General features: G+C 61.3%; 13 protein-coding genes. 6 read left to right on the top strand and 7 right to left on the bottom strand.

Features of this window, described 5'->3' with window-relative positions:
• Positions 1-69: 69 nt before the first annotated feature.
• From PhaeoP97_RS13440 to PhaeoP97_RS13420, 5 genes are read left to right on the top strand one after another with little or no spacing between them, the layout of a single operon-like run.
• Positions 70-744 carry an SURF1 family protein gene (locus tag PhaeoP97_RS13440; RefSeq protein WP_072506480.1) on the top strand — a complete coding sequence of 225 codons (675 nt, stop codon included), beginning with the start codon at positions 70-72 and terminating at the stop codon, positions 742-744.
• Between the two features lie 4 nt (positions 745-748).
• Positions 749-2,137: a threonine synthase gene (gene thrC, locus PhaeoP97_RS13435; protein WP_072505492.1), complete on the top strand. Its 1,389-nt coding sequence runs from the start codon at positions 749-751 to the stop codon at positions 2,135-2,137.
• Positions 2,134-3,396: a M16 family metallopeptidase gene (locus PhaeoP97_RS13430; RefSeq protein ID WP_072505491.1), complete on the top strand. Its 1,263-nt coding sequence runs from the start codon at positions 2,134-2,136 to the stop codon at positions 3,394-3,396. The genes thrC and PhaeoP97_RS13430 overlap by 4 nt, the downstream gene beginning before the upstream one ends.
• Entirely contained in the window at positions 3,396-3,986 is a 591-nt protein-coding gene (locus tag PhaeoP97_RS13425; RefSeq protein WP_024098231.1) for a GNAT family N-acetyltransferase, read from the top strand. The genes PhaeoP97_RS13430 and PhaeoP97_RS13425 overlap by 1 nt, the downstream gene beginning before the upstream one ends.
• A gap of 50 nt (positions 3,987-4,036) precedes the next feature.
• A complete protein-coding gene (locus PhaeoP97_RS13420) occupies positions 4,037-5,461 on the top strand; it encodes an FAD-binding oxidoreductase (RefSeq protein WP_072505490.1) in 1,425 nt (474 codons plus the stop codon).
• Positions 5,462-5,486: 25 nt separating this feature from the next.
• On the opposite strand, the gene PhaeoP97_RS13415 is transcribed toward PhaeoP97_RS13420, so the two are convergent.
• The 5 genes from PhaeoP97_RS13415 to PhaeoP97_RS13395 all read right to left on the bottom strand — a co-directional run bounded on the left by PhaeoP97_RS13415 (position 5,487) and on the right by PhaeoP97_RS13395 (position 11,077).
• Positions 5,487-6,707 carry an MFS transporter gene (locus PhaeoP97_RS13415; RefSeq protein WP_072505489.1) on the bottom strand — a complete coding sequence of 407 codons (1,221 nt, stop codon included), beginning with the start codon at positions 6,705-6,707 and terminating at the stop codon, positions 5,487-5,489.
• 240 nt (positions 6,708-6,947) lie between these two features.
• A complete protein-coding gene (locus PhaeoP97_RS13410; protein WP_072505488.1) occupies positions 6,948-7,424 on the bottom strand; it encodes a fasciclin domain-containing protein in 477 nt (158 codons plus the stop codon).
• A 219-nt stretch (positions 7,425-7,643) separates the two neighbouring features.
• Positions 7,644-8,183, bottom strand: coding sequence for an adenine phosphoribosyltransferase (locus PhaeoP97_RS13405; RefSeq protein ID WP_014879272.1), 540 nt, complete (start codon positions 8,181-8,183; stop codon positions 7,644-7,646).
• A gap of 182 nt (positions 8,184-8,365) precedes the next feature.
• Positions 8,366-9,241, bottom strand: a complete 876-nt coding sequence (locus PhaeoP97_RS13400; protein ID WP_237028942.1) for an S-methyl-5'-thioadenosine phosphorylase — start codon at positions 9,239-9,241, stop codon at positions 8,366-8,368.
• A gap of 183 nt (positions 9,242-9,424) precedes the next feature.
• Complete coding sequence (locus PhaeoP97_RS13395) at positions 9,425-11,077, bottom strand: hypothetical protein (protein ID WP_072505486.1); 1,653 nt, start codon at positions 11,075-11,077, stop codon at positions 9,425-9,427.
• 272 nt (positions 11,078-11,349) lie between these two features.
• Between PhaeoP97_RS13395 and PhaeoP97_RS13390 the strand changes: the two genes are divergently transcribed.
• The gene (locus tag PhaeoP97_RS13390) at positions 11,350-12,990 is read left to right on the top strand and encodes a SulP family inorganic anion transporter (protein WP_072505485.1); all 1,641 of its coding nucleotides are present in this window, start codon (positions 11,350-11,352) and stop codon (positions 12,988-12,990) included.
• Between the two features lie 100 nt (positions 12,991-13,090).
• Here PhaeoP97_RS13390 and PhaeoP97_RS13385 read toward each other — a convergent pair whose 3' ends face one another.
• Both PhaeoP97_RS13385 and PhaeoP97_RS13380 read right to left on the bottom strand, forming a co-directional pair.
• Positions 13,091-13,732: a CatB-related O-acetyltransferase gene (locus PhaeoP97_RS13385; protein ID WP_072505484.1), complete on the bottom strand. Its 642-nt coding sequence runs from the start codon at positions 13,730-13,732 to the stop codon at positions 13,091-13,093.
• Between the two features lie 9 nt (positions 13,733-13,741).
• Entirely contained in the window at positions 13,742-14,347 is a 606-nt protein-coding gene (locus PhaeoP97_RS13380) for a flavin reductase family protein (protein WP_072505483.1), read from the bottom strand.
• Positions 14,348-14,437: the final 90 nt, after the last annotated feature.

Genomic DNA, 14,437 nt, shown 5'->3' with positions numbered 1-14,437 from the left:
CTGACACCGTAAGACATGCAGCGCGCGGAGCCATGCTCCGCGCGCTTTCTCATTCGCAAGGACAGCGTGATGCGGCGGTTGATCTTTCTTTCCCTGGTTGGCGGACTGGGCCTTGCGGCGCTGTTGGCGCTGGGGATCTGGCAGATACAACGGCTGGCGTGGAAAGCGGATCTTCTACAGACCATCACAACCCGCATCGCCGCGACCCCTGTTGCCCTGCCGCAATCCCCCACCGAGGATCGGGACCGCTACCGTGCCGTCACTGTCGCAGGTGAGATCGATGAGGGCGAGCTGCATGTCTTCTGGGTCACCAAAGAGGCGGAGACCGGCTACCGTATCATCGCACCCTTTCTGACGGAAGATGGCCGCCGGGTGCTGTTGGACCGTGGATTTGTTCCCGCCGCCGGCAAGGAGCGCGCGCGTGCCACCGGCGCCACCTCAATCACCGGCAACCTCCTGTGGCCGGATGAGGGCGACTGGACCACCCCGCCGCCCGAGGTCGATACCAATATCCTCTATGCGCGCGATGTGTCTTATATGGCCGAACGGCTGGGCACCGAACCGGTGCTGATCGTGGCCCGCAGCGCCTCTGCCGACGCAGATGTGACACCGCAGCCGGTGACCACCGCAGGCATCCAGAACAATCACTTGCAATACGTGATCACGTGGTTTTCGCTGGCCTTTATCTGGGCCGCTATGACCACCTATTTCCTATGGCGCTCGCGCCCAAAATCCGAAGGCTGAAGCGATGAAATATATCTCGACCCGGGGCCAGGCGCCCGAGCTGACCTTTGAAGACGCCATGCTGACCGGGCTTGCCCGTGACGGCGGGCTTTATGTTCCGGCCGAAATTCCGACCATGTCCAAGGATGAGATCGCGGCCCTTGCCGGTCTCTCCTATGAGGAGGTCGCGTTTCGCGTGATGCGCCCGTTCCTTGGCGATTGCTTCACGGACGAGGAATTCCGCGGCATCATCGCCCGGGCCTATGACGGCTTTGGCCATGCCGCGCGCGCGCCGCTGGTGCAACTGGCGCCGAACCATTTCCTGCTGGAGCTGTTCCACGGCCCGACGCTGGCGTTCAAGGATTTTGCCATGCAGCTGATCGGCCAGCTGTTTGAAACCGCGCTGAAGCGACGCGGCGAAAGCGTGACCATCGTGGGGGCCACCTCCGGCGACACCGGCTCTGCGGCGATTCAGGCCTTTGGTGGTTTGGATGCGGTCAATGTCTTCATCCTTTATCCGCATGGGCGAGTGTCCGAGGTTCAGCGCCGCCAGATGACCACGCCGACTGATGCCAATGTACATGCGCTGGCGGTGGATGGCGATTTCGACGATTGTCAGGCCGCGCTGAAGGATATGTTCAACGACTTTGACTTCCGCGATGAGGTCCGTCTGGCCGGTGTGAACTCCATCAATTTTGCCCGCGTGCTGGCGCAGGTGGTCTATTACTTCACCTCTGCGGTGTCGCTGGGCGCGCCGGAGCGCAAGGTGAGCTTTACCGTGCCGACCGGCAACTTCGGTGACATTTTCGCAGGCTTCATCGCCAAACAGATGGGGCTGCCGATTGACCAGCTGGTGGTGGCGACCAATCAGAACGACATTCTGCACCGCTGCCTGAGCGGCCAGGGTTATCACAAGGGCGAGACCATTCCGTCGATCTCGCCGTCGATGGACATTCAGGTGTCATCGAACTTTGAACGCGCGCTGTTCTATGCCTACGGGCAGGACGGCGCCGCCGTGGCCCAGCTGATGGACGAGCTGAAGTCGGGTGGTTTCGAGGTGAGCCAAGGCGCCATGCAGGCCTTGCAGGAACACTATGTCTCTGGCCGCTGCTCGGAAGAAGAAACCTCCGCCACCATCAAATCGGAACGCGCCGCCTCGGGTGAGCTGCTCTGCCCGCATAGTGCCATCGGCGTGAAGGTTGCCAACGAACAACGTGAAACATCGGTTCCGATGGTGACGCTCGCCACTGCGCATCCGGCGAAATTCCCGGCGGCGGTAGAAGAGGCGAGCGGCATTCATCCGCCTCTTCCCCCGCGCATGGCAGATCTGTATGACAGATCGGAACGGGTGACCCGGATCGCCAATGATCTGACCACTCTTGAGACACATATCAGAAAGCACATCGCGCATTGACAGTTCAACAACACCAACTCGCCAACGGGTTCAGGATCGTCACCGAAACCATGCCAGGGCTGCAATCTGCTGCCATCGGCGTCTGGGTGACCGCAGGCGGGCGGAACGAGCGGATTGAGCAGAACGGGATCGCTCATTTTCTTGAGCATATGGCGTTCAAAGGCACCAAGCGGCGCAGCGCGCTGGAAATTGCCGAGGCGATTGAGGATGTGGGAGGCTATATCAACGCCTACACCAGCCGCGAGGTGACGGCCTATTACGCCCGCGTGTTGCAGGAAGATGTGCCGCTGGCGTTGGATGTCGTGGCTGACATCGTGCTGAACCCGGTGTTTGACCCGCGCGAGATCGAAATTGAGCGTGGTGTGATCTTGCAGGAAATCGGTCAGGCGCTGGATACGCCCGATGATGTGATTTTCGATTGGCTGCAGGAAGAAAGCTATCATGACCAACCCATCGGGCGGACCATCCTTGGTCCGGCTGAGCGGGTGCGTGCCTTTGACCGTGAGGATCTGGAGCGGTTTGTCGGTGAACACTACGGACCGGGTCAGATGATCCTTGCCGCCTCCGGTGCGGTGGACCATGACACAATCGTGAAACTGGCCGAAGAGCTGTTCGGCAGCATGGTCCCCAAGACGCTGGTTATGCCTGCGGCGGCAACCTTCACCGGTGGTGAGGCGCGGCAGGAGAAGGCGCTGGAACAGGCCCATATCGCGCTGGCATTCGAGGGACCGGGATACCGCGACGATGCGATCTATACCGCGCAGATCTACTCCAGCGCCCTGGGCGGCGGCATGTCGAGCCGCCTGTTCCAGGAGGTGCGCGAAAAACGCGGCCTGTGCTACACGATCTTTGCCCAGACCGGTGCCTATGCCGACACCGGCACGCTGACGCTTTATGCGGGCACGTCCGGCGATCAGCTGGATGAATTGGCTGGCATCACCATCGACGAGATGAAGCGTGCCGCCAGCGACATGAGCGACGCTGAGGTGGATCGTGCGCGCGCACAGATGAAGGCGGGGATGCTGATGGGGCTGGAAAGCCCGACCAACCGCGCCGAACGGCTGGCCCGTCTGGTGCAGATCTGGGACGAGGTGCCGCCACTGGAGGACACCGTGGCGCGGATTGATGCGGTGACCACCGCCGATGTGCGCGCCATGGCCGAGGATATGGCGCACCGCGCGTCTATGGCGCTGGCGCTCTATGGTCCGGTGGGCGATGCCGCCCCGCTGGCCGCTCTGCAGGAGAGGCGCGCGGCCTGATGCTGCTGACCGGACGCAAAGTGCGTATCGAGACCGAACGCCTGACGCTCAGGCCGCCGATCCATGCGGATTTTCGCGACTGGGCCGCGTTGCGCCAGCACAGCCAGGGCTATCTCACCCCGTGGGAGCCCAGCTGGGCCGCGGATCATCTGAGCCGCAAAAGCTTCACCAACCGGGTTTACTGGGCGCGCCGGGCGGTCAGCTCTGGCTCGGCGCTGCCGCTGTTTCTGATCCGGCGCAGCGATCAGCTGCTGGTCGGGGCGATCACGCTGGACAATATCCGGCGCGGGCCTGCACAGGCGGGCACGCTGGGGTATTGGACCGGTCAGCCCTTTGCCCGGCATGGGTATATGCGCGAGGCGATCGGGGCGGTGGTGCATCACGCCTTTACCAAGCTGGATCTGAGCCGGATCGAGGCGGCGTGTTTGCCGGAAAACGCCGCCTCCCGTGGGCTATTGGAGAGTGCCGGCTTCAAATATGAGGGCGTGGCTCAATCTTATTTGCAAATCAACGGGCGCTGGCGGACACATGTCCTATATGCTTCGTTGCGCCATGATCGGCGCGGCCGCACGCAGGTCGGGCAAGCCTGACGCCCAATGGGTGCGGTCGATTGCATATCACGACAATAGGAGAGACGCGCATGACCCTGAACCCTGCGGACACCGGTTTTGTCGATCATCTGCGCGCGTTGCTGCCTGCAGATACTCTGCGCCCGGCGGACCCCCGGTATCTGCAAGAACCGCGCGGCCGCTATCACGGGCAGGCGGGTGTCATTGCCCTGCCGCGCAGCACCGAAGAAGTCGCCACGCTGCTGCGCGCGGCCCATGCCGCCCGTGTGCCGGTGGTGCCCTACGGCGGCGGCACCGGGCTTGTTGGCGGGCAGATCATGGGCGCGGAGGGGCCGGCACCGCTGGTGATCTCGCTGGAGCGCATGACCGCCCTGCGCGAAGTTTACCCGCAGGAGAACGTTATCGCGGTTGAGGCGGGCATGATCTTGGCTGACGTACAACGCGCCGCTACGGAGGCGGGTCGACTGTTCCCGCTGTCACTGGCCGCAGAGGGAACCGCGCGCATCGGCGGCACGCTGGCCACCAATGCCGGTGGCGTCAATGTTCTGCGCTACGGCAACGCCCGCGATCTCTGTCTGGGGCTGGAGGCGGTGCTGCCCAATGGTGAGATCTGGCAGGGGCTGAGCCGTCTGCGCAAGGACAACACTGGGTATGATCTGCGAAACCTGCTGATCGGGGCCGAGGGCACGCTGGGCATCATCACCGCCGCCTCGTTGAAGCTTTCGCCGATCCCGGCGGAAGAGGGCACCGCGATTCTGACGGTGGCCTCCCCGGCGGCAGCGATTGACCTTTTGGCAATGGCCCGTGATCAACTGGGCGAGACAATCAGCGCCTTTGAACTGATCCACCGGCAGGGGTTGGAGTTCCTGCGCGAAACCCTGCCGGATCTGCGCCTGCCCTTTGACGATCTGCCGGACTGGTGCGTGCTGATTGATCTTGGTCTGCCCTGGGGGCGCAGCCCGGCGGAGGCGCTGGCGGCAGTGTTCGAGAGCGCACTTGAGGCCGGGCTTTGCGCCGATGGCGTTATCGCCCAGTCAGAGGCGCAGCGGCAGGCGCTGTGGTCGGTGCGCGAGCATATCCCCGAGGGCAACCGCCGCATCGGCTCGGTCTCTAGTCACGATATATCGGTCCCGATTTCACGTATTCCCGATTTCATTGTCGAGGGTGGCAAGCGTCTGGCAGCGCTGGGGGATATGCGGATCAATTGCTTTGGTCATCTGGGCGATGGTAATTTGCACTACAACGTCTTTCCCGCGCAAGGGAAGGACCGTAGAGCTTATGAGCATCTGAGAGATGACGTGAAGCGTTGCGTGCATGATCTGACCCATGAATACGACGGCTCGGTCAGTGCTGAACATGGCATCGGACGGCTGAAGGTGGCGGATCTGCAGCGCTATGGTGATCCGGTGAAACTGGCGGCGATGCAGGCGATCAAACAGGCGCTGGATCCGCACGGTATCATGAACCCCGGCGCCGTGGTGCCACTCGCCGACTAAGGACGGGTAGGACAGGTAAGGTGGCTCAGGCTGGCTGCATCCGGGGCCGCGCCGGTCGGCTGCGCATCAGCAGCAGCACCATGATCGCGATATTCAGCCCGTTCCAGAAGATGCCGTTCACAAAGGCCAGCTGATAGGATCCGCTGACGTCGTAGATCCAGCCCGACATCCATCCCCCCAGGGCCATGCCGAGGATGGTCATCATCATCACGAAACCCACGCGGGTGCCTGCCTCCTGCGGGGGCATATATTCCCGCACCACCAGTGCATAGCTGGGGACGATCCCGCCCTGTGCCAGCCCGAAGATGGCGCTGACCAGATAAAGCGAGACCATGCCGTCATAGGGCAGGTATAGAAACAGTGCGATACATTGCAGGATGGACCCCACCAGCAGTGTGCGCACGCCGCCGAACCGATCCGCGACCAGACCAGAAATCACCCGGCTGACCACGCCGCCCAGCAACATCAGCGACAGCATCTCAGCCCCCACCGTCGGGCCATAGCCAAGGCCAACGCAATAGGCGACGATATGAACTTGGGGCATCGACATAGCGACGCAGCAGCCGATGCCTGCCAACCCCAATATCCATTGCAATTGACGCGGAGAGAGCCCCACCCGTGCGGCATTGCTGGCGGAAACCGCCGCGCTGTCGCCCTGCGCGTCGAATGCGATGCGGCGTCGCAAGACCACCGACAGCGGGATCACCACCAGCAGCGTGACCCCGGCAAGGGTGGCATAGACGCTGCGCCACCCGCTTTCGGCCAGCATTCCGGCCAGCGCCGTGGGCCAGATCGCACCGGAGAGGTAATTGCCGCTGGCGACCAGTGCCACCGCTATGCCGCGCCGTCGTTGAAACCAGTGGGAGATATCGGCAATCAGCGGCCCAAATCCGGCCGCCGTGCCCAGCCCCAGAAACAGATGCGCTGCCGACAGCCAGATCATATCCGGCGCCAGCATCGCCAACCCGTAGCTGATCGCGCTGAGCAGTGCCGCTGCGCAGAGCGCCAGCGTGATGCCAAACCGGTCGACCAGCCGGCCAATCACCAGATTGCCCACGGCAAAGCCGATCATCGTCAATGTATAGGGAAGAGAGGCCGCAGCGCGATCGGCGCCGAATTCGACCTCGACCGCAGGCATCACCACAATCACCGCCCACATGCCGACATTGGCCACTGTGGCAATGGCCAGTGTCACCAGAAGCCTGGTCCAGGAATAACGGCTGTCGAGGATTGCGGATGTAGACATGTCGGCACGCTATGAGACGCGCCGACACGCTGCAACGGTTTTCACCCCTTCCAAGAGGGGAGAGGGACGGCAGGGGTGTCAATCGCCGCAGATTTTGTCGGCAGCGGTATCTCGGGCCGTCGCTGCCGACCGTGGCCACAGCCCCTGCCTTTGGTCCGAAAGGAAAAAGACCACAGGAACGGGCGCGCCACTCAGGGGTGGGGGCCGCGCGAACCGCTTCGCTGGCCACCCGCCTGAAACTTAGGGCATGATAACGGTGTCGATGACGTGGATCACGCCGTTTTCAGCCTCGATATCAGCCGTTGTGACCGTTGCCTCGTCAACCATCACGCCGCTGTCCAGATCAATGGTGACTTCGCTACCCTGAACGGTCGCGGCTTTCATATCATCGACCAGATCACCGGACATCACCTTGCCGGGAACCACGTGGTAGGTCAGGATTTCGATCAGCTTATCCTTGTTCTCCGGCTTCAGAAGCTCATCGACTGTGCCTGCGGGCAGGGCGGCAAAGGCGGCATCGGTCGGGGCAAAGACGGTAAAGGGGCCGTCGCCTTTGAGGGTCTCAACCAGACCAGCGGCCTGCACCGCAGCAACCAGTGTCGAGAAATCCCCAGCCCCCGCCGCGGTGTCGACGATGTCCTTGGCATGGCCACCCGCAAAGGCGGAGGTGGTCAGAGCGAGAGTGGCGGCAGCGGTCAGAAGTGTCTTGCGGATCATGAGTACATTCCTCTGTTTTGATTTGCATGCCCAAGCTGGCATTGAGGGGGTTACGGCGAGGATTGCGGTTTGGATCTGGCGGGTTTTCGCCGGGCGCAAGTTGACAAAAAAAGCGCGCCGCCTAAGCCGCGCGCTTGCAGAAATTCCACTCACATTTATGTGATTGAAAAGGGCGATCTTTCGATCATAAAGAGGTGACCCAGCCCCAGTTGCAGGGGCTCAGGCGCCCTCGAACTCGCAGAGCACGGTGACATCCATGCCAAGATCCTCAAGCACTTTGCGTCCGCCCAATTCCGGCAGGTCGATGATAAAGGCACAAGAGACAATTTCGCCGCCCAGTCGCTCGATCAGCTTGATGCCGGCCGCCGCAGTGCCGCCGGTGGCAAGAAGGTCATCGACAACAAGGATCTTTTCGCCGGGCTGGATGGCGTCGTCATGGATTTCCATGATCGCCTCGCCGTATTCCAGTTTGTACTCCTGGCTGATGGTGGTGCCGGGCAGCTTGCCCTTTTTGCGGATCGGTACAAAGCCAACGCTTAGCTGATGGGCAATGGCCCCACCAAGGATGAAGCCGCGCGCCTCAAGCCCCACAACCTTGTCGATCTGCTCGCCTGCGTAGGGGTGCAACATCTGGTCGATGGCCATGCGAAACCCGCGCGGGTCGGCAAAAAGCGTGGTGACATCGCGGAACATGATGCCCTCGTGAGGGAAATCTACGATGGTGCGGATGTAATCTTTGACAGCGGTCTTGCGGGCCATAGGGGGTCCCCTTTGTGGTCGTCTGGGTGTCTATCTGTGTCACCTGCGACCGGTGCGGGCAGCGGGACCTGGAATATGTCGCCGATGCCGGGGATGCAGGCAAGTCTGGGGCGCAGATGGCACGGTTACGGGGCATGGCTGTGACCTTTCGGAACCAGCCGCGCGCCCCCATCGCGGTGAGCCTAGCCCAGAACGCGACCTGCGACGGCATCCAGTTTGGCCACTAGGGCGGCGCTGCGTTTTTCCGGGGCGGTCATGATGGCATGTTCCAGCGCGGTATCGCAGCCGTGCGGGCAGGCGGCGCGGGTCTGGCCCAGCAGGGCTGGCAGGCGCTGTACCAGCGCGCGGCCCTTGGCGGAGTTGCCGGTGAGGGTGGCGATGATGTCAGTGATCTCCACCGCGCCATGTTCGGGGTGCCAGCTGTCGAAATCCGTCACCATGGCGATGGAGGCATAGCAAAGTTCAGCCTCGCGGGCCAGTTTCGCCTCGGGCATATTGGTCATGCCAATCACGTCACAGCCCCAGCTGCGGTACATTTTGCTTTCCGCCATGGAGGAGAACTGCGGCCCCTCCATACACAGATAGGTGCCGCCGCGATGCACTTTGATGCCGGCATCTCTGGCGGCGCTCTCTGCCGCATCGGACAGGCGCTCGCAGGTCGGGTGCGCCACGCTCACATGGGCCACACAGCCGGTGCCGAAGAAGCTCTTATCGCGCGCAAATGTGCGGTCGATGAACTGGTCAACAATAACAAAATCCCCCGGAGCCATGTTCTCGCGGAAGGAGCCGCAGGCGGAGATGGAGAAGACATCTGTGACGCCAAGACGTTTCAGCGCGTCGATATTGGCGCGATAGGGAACCTTGGTCGGGGAATGCACATGGCCGCGCCCGTGACGGGGCAGAAACGCCATTTTCACGCCATCGAGGTCGCCGGTCAGGATCTGATCTGAGGGCGCCCCCCAGGGCGTTTCCACTGTGACCCATTCGGCGTTTTGCAGCCCGTCGATGTCATAGAGGCCCGAGCCGCCGATAACCGCAATCATTGTATCCTGTGTCACGTGATCTGTCCCTTGTGCTGCTCACTTGGTTGTGCCTGAGCCGGAGCTGGTTTGACAAGCGTCCGGGGGGAAATTGATTGATACCGCCCAATGGGCGGCACCGCGCTGATGTGATTGATACCGCCCAATGGGCGGGATCAAGGCCTTCGGCGAGAGTATTTTGGGAAAGATGACAGGCGGCGGTCACTCGCGCCGGATGATCCCGGTCAAAGCCGCCGCGCCAAGGGCGGTAACAATCCAGCCCGCCAGCGTGAACACCCAGCGCGCCCACCAGAGATGCCAGCCCCATGGCCCGCGGGTGGTGGAGGGCGCCCAAGCATCGGTCTGGCCTAGGTCAATGATAGGGACGACAAGATCTGCCGCATAGGCATAGCGATTGAAGCTTTCCCAGTCGCGGCCAATGGTGGAGGTCAGGCTCCAGTCCTTGGCTGGGTTGGGATGAGGTGGGTGGTTATCGTCTGCGTGGTATGTCGCCCAGCCCCCTGATTGTAGCGCAACGGCCGAATTGGGGGCAAAGCTGCCTTCCTCCCAGGCGAGGTGGGCGGGGAGGGTGGCGAGACCCCACAGAAGCACCAAGGCGATCAGGCTGCGTTCTGGGCGAAAACCATGGCCCGTCAAGAGCAGGGAGAGGCTGTGCCAGATCAAAAGGGCGGGCGTTGTTGCCATGGCCCACAGGCGTTGAATGGGGTGTTTGGCGTTTGCAATGCGCTCTTTGCGGGCGTGGTGTCGCAGCTTTTTTCCGAGTGCGACCCGGACCTTGGTTGCATCCGTCTCATGCCCCATATCGTGCAGAACCTTGGCGAGTTGTTTGTAGGGCTGAGGGAAGAATTCACCACGCCAGGTGTCACCACGGGCCAGCCAGTTGAGCCGGGTACGGGCATCGGTGGGGCCGAAGATGCGGTGATAGGTGAAGCCGTCAAGGATGAGGTTTTCACCGTTTTGCGCATCGTCTGGCCAGCAGTCGGGATCATCAACAAGTTCGCCGCATCTTGCTGCGTTGAGATCTACGACGCCTTGGACAGCGGTCTGGTCTCGGAAGATGAAGCCTCTTGCAATATTGGCGTTTTGGAGGTTCAGCGCCCTTCCGTCCTTGTTCTGGAACTCGGCGGCGGTGCAGTCGAGATGGCCACCGGTTTTGAGGCCAATCAGATACGCTTCGCCGAAGATTTTTGCAGAGGAGAGGAATAGGCTCTGGCCAATATCCGCGTTTTGGAGGTTCAGCGCCTTTCCGTCCTTGTTCTTGAACTCTGTGCCGATGCAGGACAGCTGGCCACCGGTTTTGAGGCCATTCAGATCCGCTTCGCCGAAGATTTTCGCAGAGCGGAGGAATAGGTCATGGCCAATATCAGCACCCTGGAGGTCCAGTGCGATCTCGTCCTCGTTCTTGAACTCTGTGCCGATGCAGGACAGCTGGCCACCGGTTTTGAGGCCGGCAGCTTCAAGATACGGCAGTTTGCAGGAGACCAGCGCGACGTTTTTCAATGCGGTGCAGCGGGTGGCGTAGATGCCATGTTGGAATACGCAATTGTGAAACATTAAATTCCGTGCGACTTCACAGTCTATTAAAGACAGTTCGCCACTGACAAATGCCCCCGTAAGCAGAACGCCGATTTCCGTGACAGTGGCATCAGTACAGCCACCCAACAGGAAAAACCGCAGCACATCGGCGCGGATGTGCCGCGCAGATGGAAGGTTTGACCAGTCGTCTGGCTCTGGTGGTGTTTGACCATCGGGGCCGCAGCGGCAGAATTCTCCCGCTTCCACCGCCGCTTTCAGCTTTCGCTCCGCCTCGGTGGCTGTTGGCTCAATCTCTTCCCAGCTCTGAAATCGCAGCATGTCAAATCCTTTGGGTGCAATGACGCGACAGTTTCGTGAAAACACCGGCAAATCAAGGTGGGGCGAGTGGCTAAGTGTTACCAATCTCTTAAGCTTAATGTCAGCAGCGCTGCCGCAATGTTTCGCGTGCGAAACAATTGGGCAGGAGGGTTGACCCAATCAGCGGCTGAACCTCATAGGAAAGCGGCGCAAAGGGCCGTGCCCTTGCCCCAATGGCGGAATTCCGCTAGGGGCGGCGCTAACATGACCCTTTCCCGATCACAGGTGACCCCATGACACGCGGCATTATGGCGACGCTCGCCAAGCAGATTTCACCGCCCAATCTTTCCATCATGCAGGATGAGGGCTTTACCGTCTCTCGGGTGCGCACGGAGCTGTTGTCCGGCCTGACCGTCGCGCTGGCCTTGGTGCCGGAGGCGGTGGCCTTTGCCTTTGTCGCGGGTGTGCATCCGCTGGTCGGGCTATATGCGGCCTTTATGGTCGGGCTGATTACTGCGGTTTTTGGTGGACGGCCTGGCATGATCTCGGGCGCGACCGGAGCGCTGGCTGTTGTTATGGTGGCGTTGGTCGCACAGCACGGGGTTGAGTACCTCTTTGCCACCGTGGTGCTGATGGGGATTTTGCAGATCATCGCGGGAGTGATGCATTGGGGCAAGTTTATCCGCCTGGTGCCGCATCCGGTGATGCTGGGCTTTGTGAACGGTCTGGCGATTGTGATCTTTCTGGCGCAGCTGACCCAGTTCAAGGATCCGGATAACACAGACGCCTGGTTGGCCAATTCACAATTGGTGATGATGCTGGGTCTGGTGGGGCTGACCATGCTGATCATTTGGGGCACGCCCAAGATCACCGCGATCATTCCGGCGCCGCTGGCTGGTATTGGTATTGTCGCGGCGTTGGTCATTGTTTTTGGCATTAACGTGCCAACCGTTGGTGATATGGCCTCGATCAAGGGTGGTTTGCCGTCCTTCCACAATCCGTTTGGCACCGGTGAAGGGCTCTATGGCACTGCACTGGCGCCGTTCACGCTGGAGACGCTGTGGATTATCCTGCCCTATGCGGTGATCCTGGCAGCGATTGGCCTGATCGAGAGCCTGCTGACGCTGAACCTGGTGGGCGAAATCACCGGCAAGCGCGGGGGGGCCAGCCAGGAATGCATCGCGCAGGGCGCGTCGAATGTGGTGACGGGGTTCTTTGGCGGCATGGGCGGCTGTGCGATGATCGGCCAGTCGATGATCAACGTGAAATCCGGTGGCCGGACGCGGATCGCGGGCATTGCCGCGGCGCTGTTCCTGCTGGCGTTCATCGTTGTCGCCTCGCCATTGATTGAACAGATCCCGCTGGCCGCACTGGTGGGCGTGATGTTCATGGTGGTGATCGGCACCTTTGCCTGGAACAGCTTCAAGGTGATGACCAAAGTGCCCTTGATGGATGCCTTTGTCATCGTTCTGGTGACCGTGGTGACGGTGATGACCGACCTGGCGATTGCGGTGGTTGTGGGTGTGATCGTCTCAGCCCTGGCTTATGCCTGGAACAATGCGCGCCGCATTCACGCCTATACCCGCGAGTCCGAGAGCGACAAGGGCGCCAAGGTTTACGAGATCGAGGGACCGCTGTTTTTTGGCTCCACCGATGGGTTTATTGAGCTGTTCGATGTGGCGAATGACCCAGATCACGTGATCGTGGATTTTGCCCGCAGCCGGGTGGTGGATCAATCCGCGCTGCAAGCGATCGAAACACTGGCGGGTCGTTACGAGGCAGAGGGCAAGACAATTGTTCTGCGCCATCTGAGCCGTGATTGTCATCAGCTGCTGACCAAGGCGGGGCATCTGATGGTCGATAGTGACGATGACCCGGACTATGAGATCGCTGTGGATTACTCGGTCAAAACCGGGATTCTGGGCGGGCACTAAGCCGCAAAATTGATGCCTTAAAATGAATCCCGCGACCCTATCGGTGTCGCGGGATTTTTATGATGTCTTGACGGTTTTGACATATCTGGTGGGGCAGGGATCAATCCGGTGCCAGCGTTTCCAGCATATCCAGATCCCCGGCCAGCAGGGCAGGTTCGGCGCGGCTGATCAAATCGACGGGCCAGTCCCACCACTTCAACGACAGCAGCCGGGCAATCTGCGGCTTGGAGAAGCGGTAGCTGTGGACGGTGCCGGGGTTGCCGGTGACGATGGCGTAGGGTGGGATAGACCCCCGCACCACCGCACCAGCGCCGATGATGGCGCCATCACCAACGCGGGCTCCGGGCAGGATCATTGCGCCGTAGCCGATCCAGACATCATTGCCCACGATAGTATCGCGGGTATCGGGTTGAAACCCGGTCATCTGGGTGTGATCAAACACCGGAAAGGGATAACAGCTGAGGCCGTCTTGCGCGTGATTGGCTGAGGCGGTGATGAACCGCACGCCTTCGGCAATCTGGCAGAATTTGCCAATCACCACCCGTTCACGCGACCCGGCAAACAGATAGGGCGCGAGACACATGGCCCAGTCCGATGGCGGCTCAAAGGCGGAGGCATAGGTAAAGGCACCGGCGCTGAAATTCGGGTGATCAATCGCCTCGGCCAGCATCACGGTACCGGCATGGGCGCTGCCATCGGGCAGGGTGATCGGATTGCGTTTCTTTGGATCAGGTAACGGCATATCGGGGCCTCATTCATCCGGACGGGTGAGGGAAAACAGATCTCGGACAACAGAGTAGTCGCGATAGCCAAGGCGTGCCAGCGGCTGGAACCGGGTGACATCAAAACTGCCGTCGTTCAGGCAGCTGTCATCCAGATGGACGCCGACCACCTCGCCGAACACCACCTTGTTGGCAGCACCGGGCAGGGTCACGATCTGCGTCAGTTTGCATTCCAGCGCGGCGGGGGCGGCGGCGACACGGCCACAGCTGATGGTCTCGCAATCGGCCATCTCAAGTCCCGCATGTTCGAATTCATTGATGTCCTTTGGCAGCGGTGCGGAGCTGGCGTTCATCGCATCCCGCAGCGCATAGGACACCACATTGACACAGAATACGCCGGTCTCTTCAATGTTGGCGACGCTGTCCTTGGTACCGTCGCGATCCGCCTTGGCGGAGGTGGAGGCAAACATCACCTGCGGCGGTTCATAGGCGACCGCGTTGAAAAAGGAATAGGGCGCGAGATTGTTGCCGCCGTCCGCCCCGCGCGACGAGATCCAGCCGATGGGGCGCGGGGTCACAATGGCGTTGAATGGGTTGTGCGGCAGGCCGTGGCCATCTTCGGGGCGATAGAACATCTGCGGGTCTCCAATATCGTGGCGGGGGCGGTAGCGCGCTGGTTTTGCTCGCTGATCCGGTCGCCGGGGTTTGCCCAAGGCTTACGCCCG

This window comes from Phaeobacter porticola (assembly GCF_001888185.1).
GTDB classification, from domain to species: domain Bacteria; phylum Pseudomonadota; class Alphaproteobacteria; order Rhodobacterales; family Rhodobacteraceae; genus Phaeobacter; species Phaeobacter porticola.
The sequence above is the reverse complement of the archived record's forward strand: the minus strand, read 5'-3'. Positions and strand labels throughout refer to the sequence as shown.

Coding starts and splice junctions, on each gene's coding strand:
- PhaeoP97_RS13415 (WP_072505489.1), bottom strand. CDS start 6,707: ATGTCTACATCCGCAATCCTCGACAGCCGTTATTCCTGGACCAGGCTT.
- PhaeoP97_RS13410 (WP_072505488.1), bottom strand. CDS start 7,424: ATGATCCGCAAGACACTTCTGACCGCTGCCGCCACTCTCGCTCTGACC.
- PhaeoP97_RS13420 (WP_072505490.1), top strand. CDS start 4,037: ATGACCCTGAACCCTGCGGACACCGGTTTTGTCGATCATCTGCGCGCG.
- PhaeoP97_RS13390 (WP_072505485.1), top strand. CDS start 11,350: ATGACACGCGGCATTATGGCGACGCTCGCCAAGCAGATTTCACCGCCC.
- PhaeoP97_RS13380 (WP_072505483.1), bottom strand. CDS start 14,347: ATGTTCTATCGCCCCGAAGATGGCCACGGCCTGCCGCACAACCCATTC.
- PhaeoP97_RS13425 (WP_024098231.1), top strand. CDS start 3,396: ATGCTGCTGACCGGACGCAAAGTGCGTATCGAGACCGAACGCCTGACG.
- PhaeoP97_RS13395 (WP_072505486.1), bottom strand. CDS start 11,077: ATGCTGCGATTTCAGAGCTGGGAAGAGATTGAGCCAACAGCCACCGAG.
- PhaeoP97_RS13385 (WP_072505484.1), bottom strand. CDS start 13,732: ATGCCGTTACCTGATCCAAAGAAACGCAATCCGATCACCCTGCCCGAT.
- PhaeoP97_RS13405 (WP_014879272.1), bottom strand. CDS start 8,183: ATGGCCCGCAAGACCGCTGTCAAAGATTACATCCGCACCATCGTAGAT.
- PhaeoP97_RS13440 (WP_072506480.1), top strand. CDS start 70: ATGCGGCGGTTGATCTTTCTTTCCCTGGTTGGCGGACTGGGCCTTGCG.
- thrC (WP_072505492.1), top strand. CDS start 749: ATGAAATATATCTCGACCCGGGGCCAGGCGCCCGAGCTGACCTTTGAA.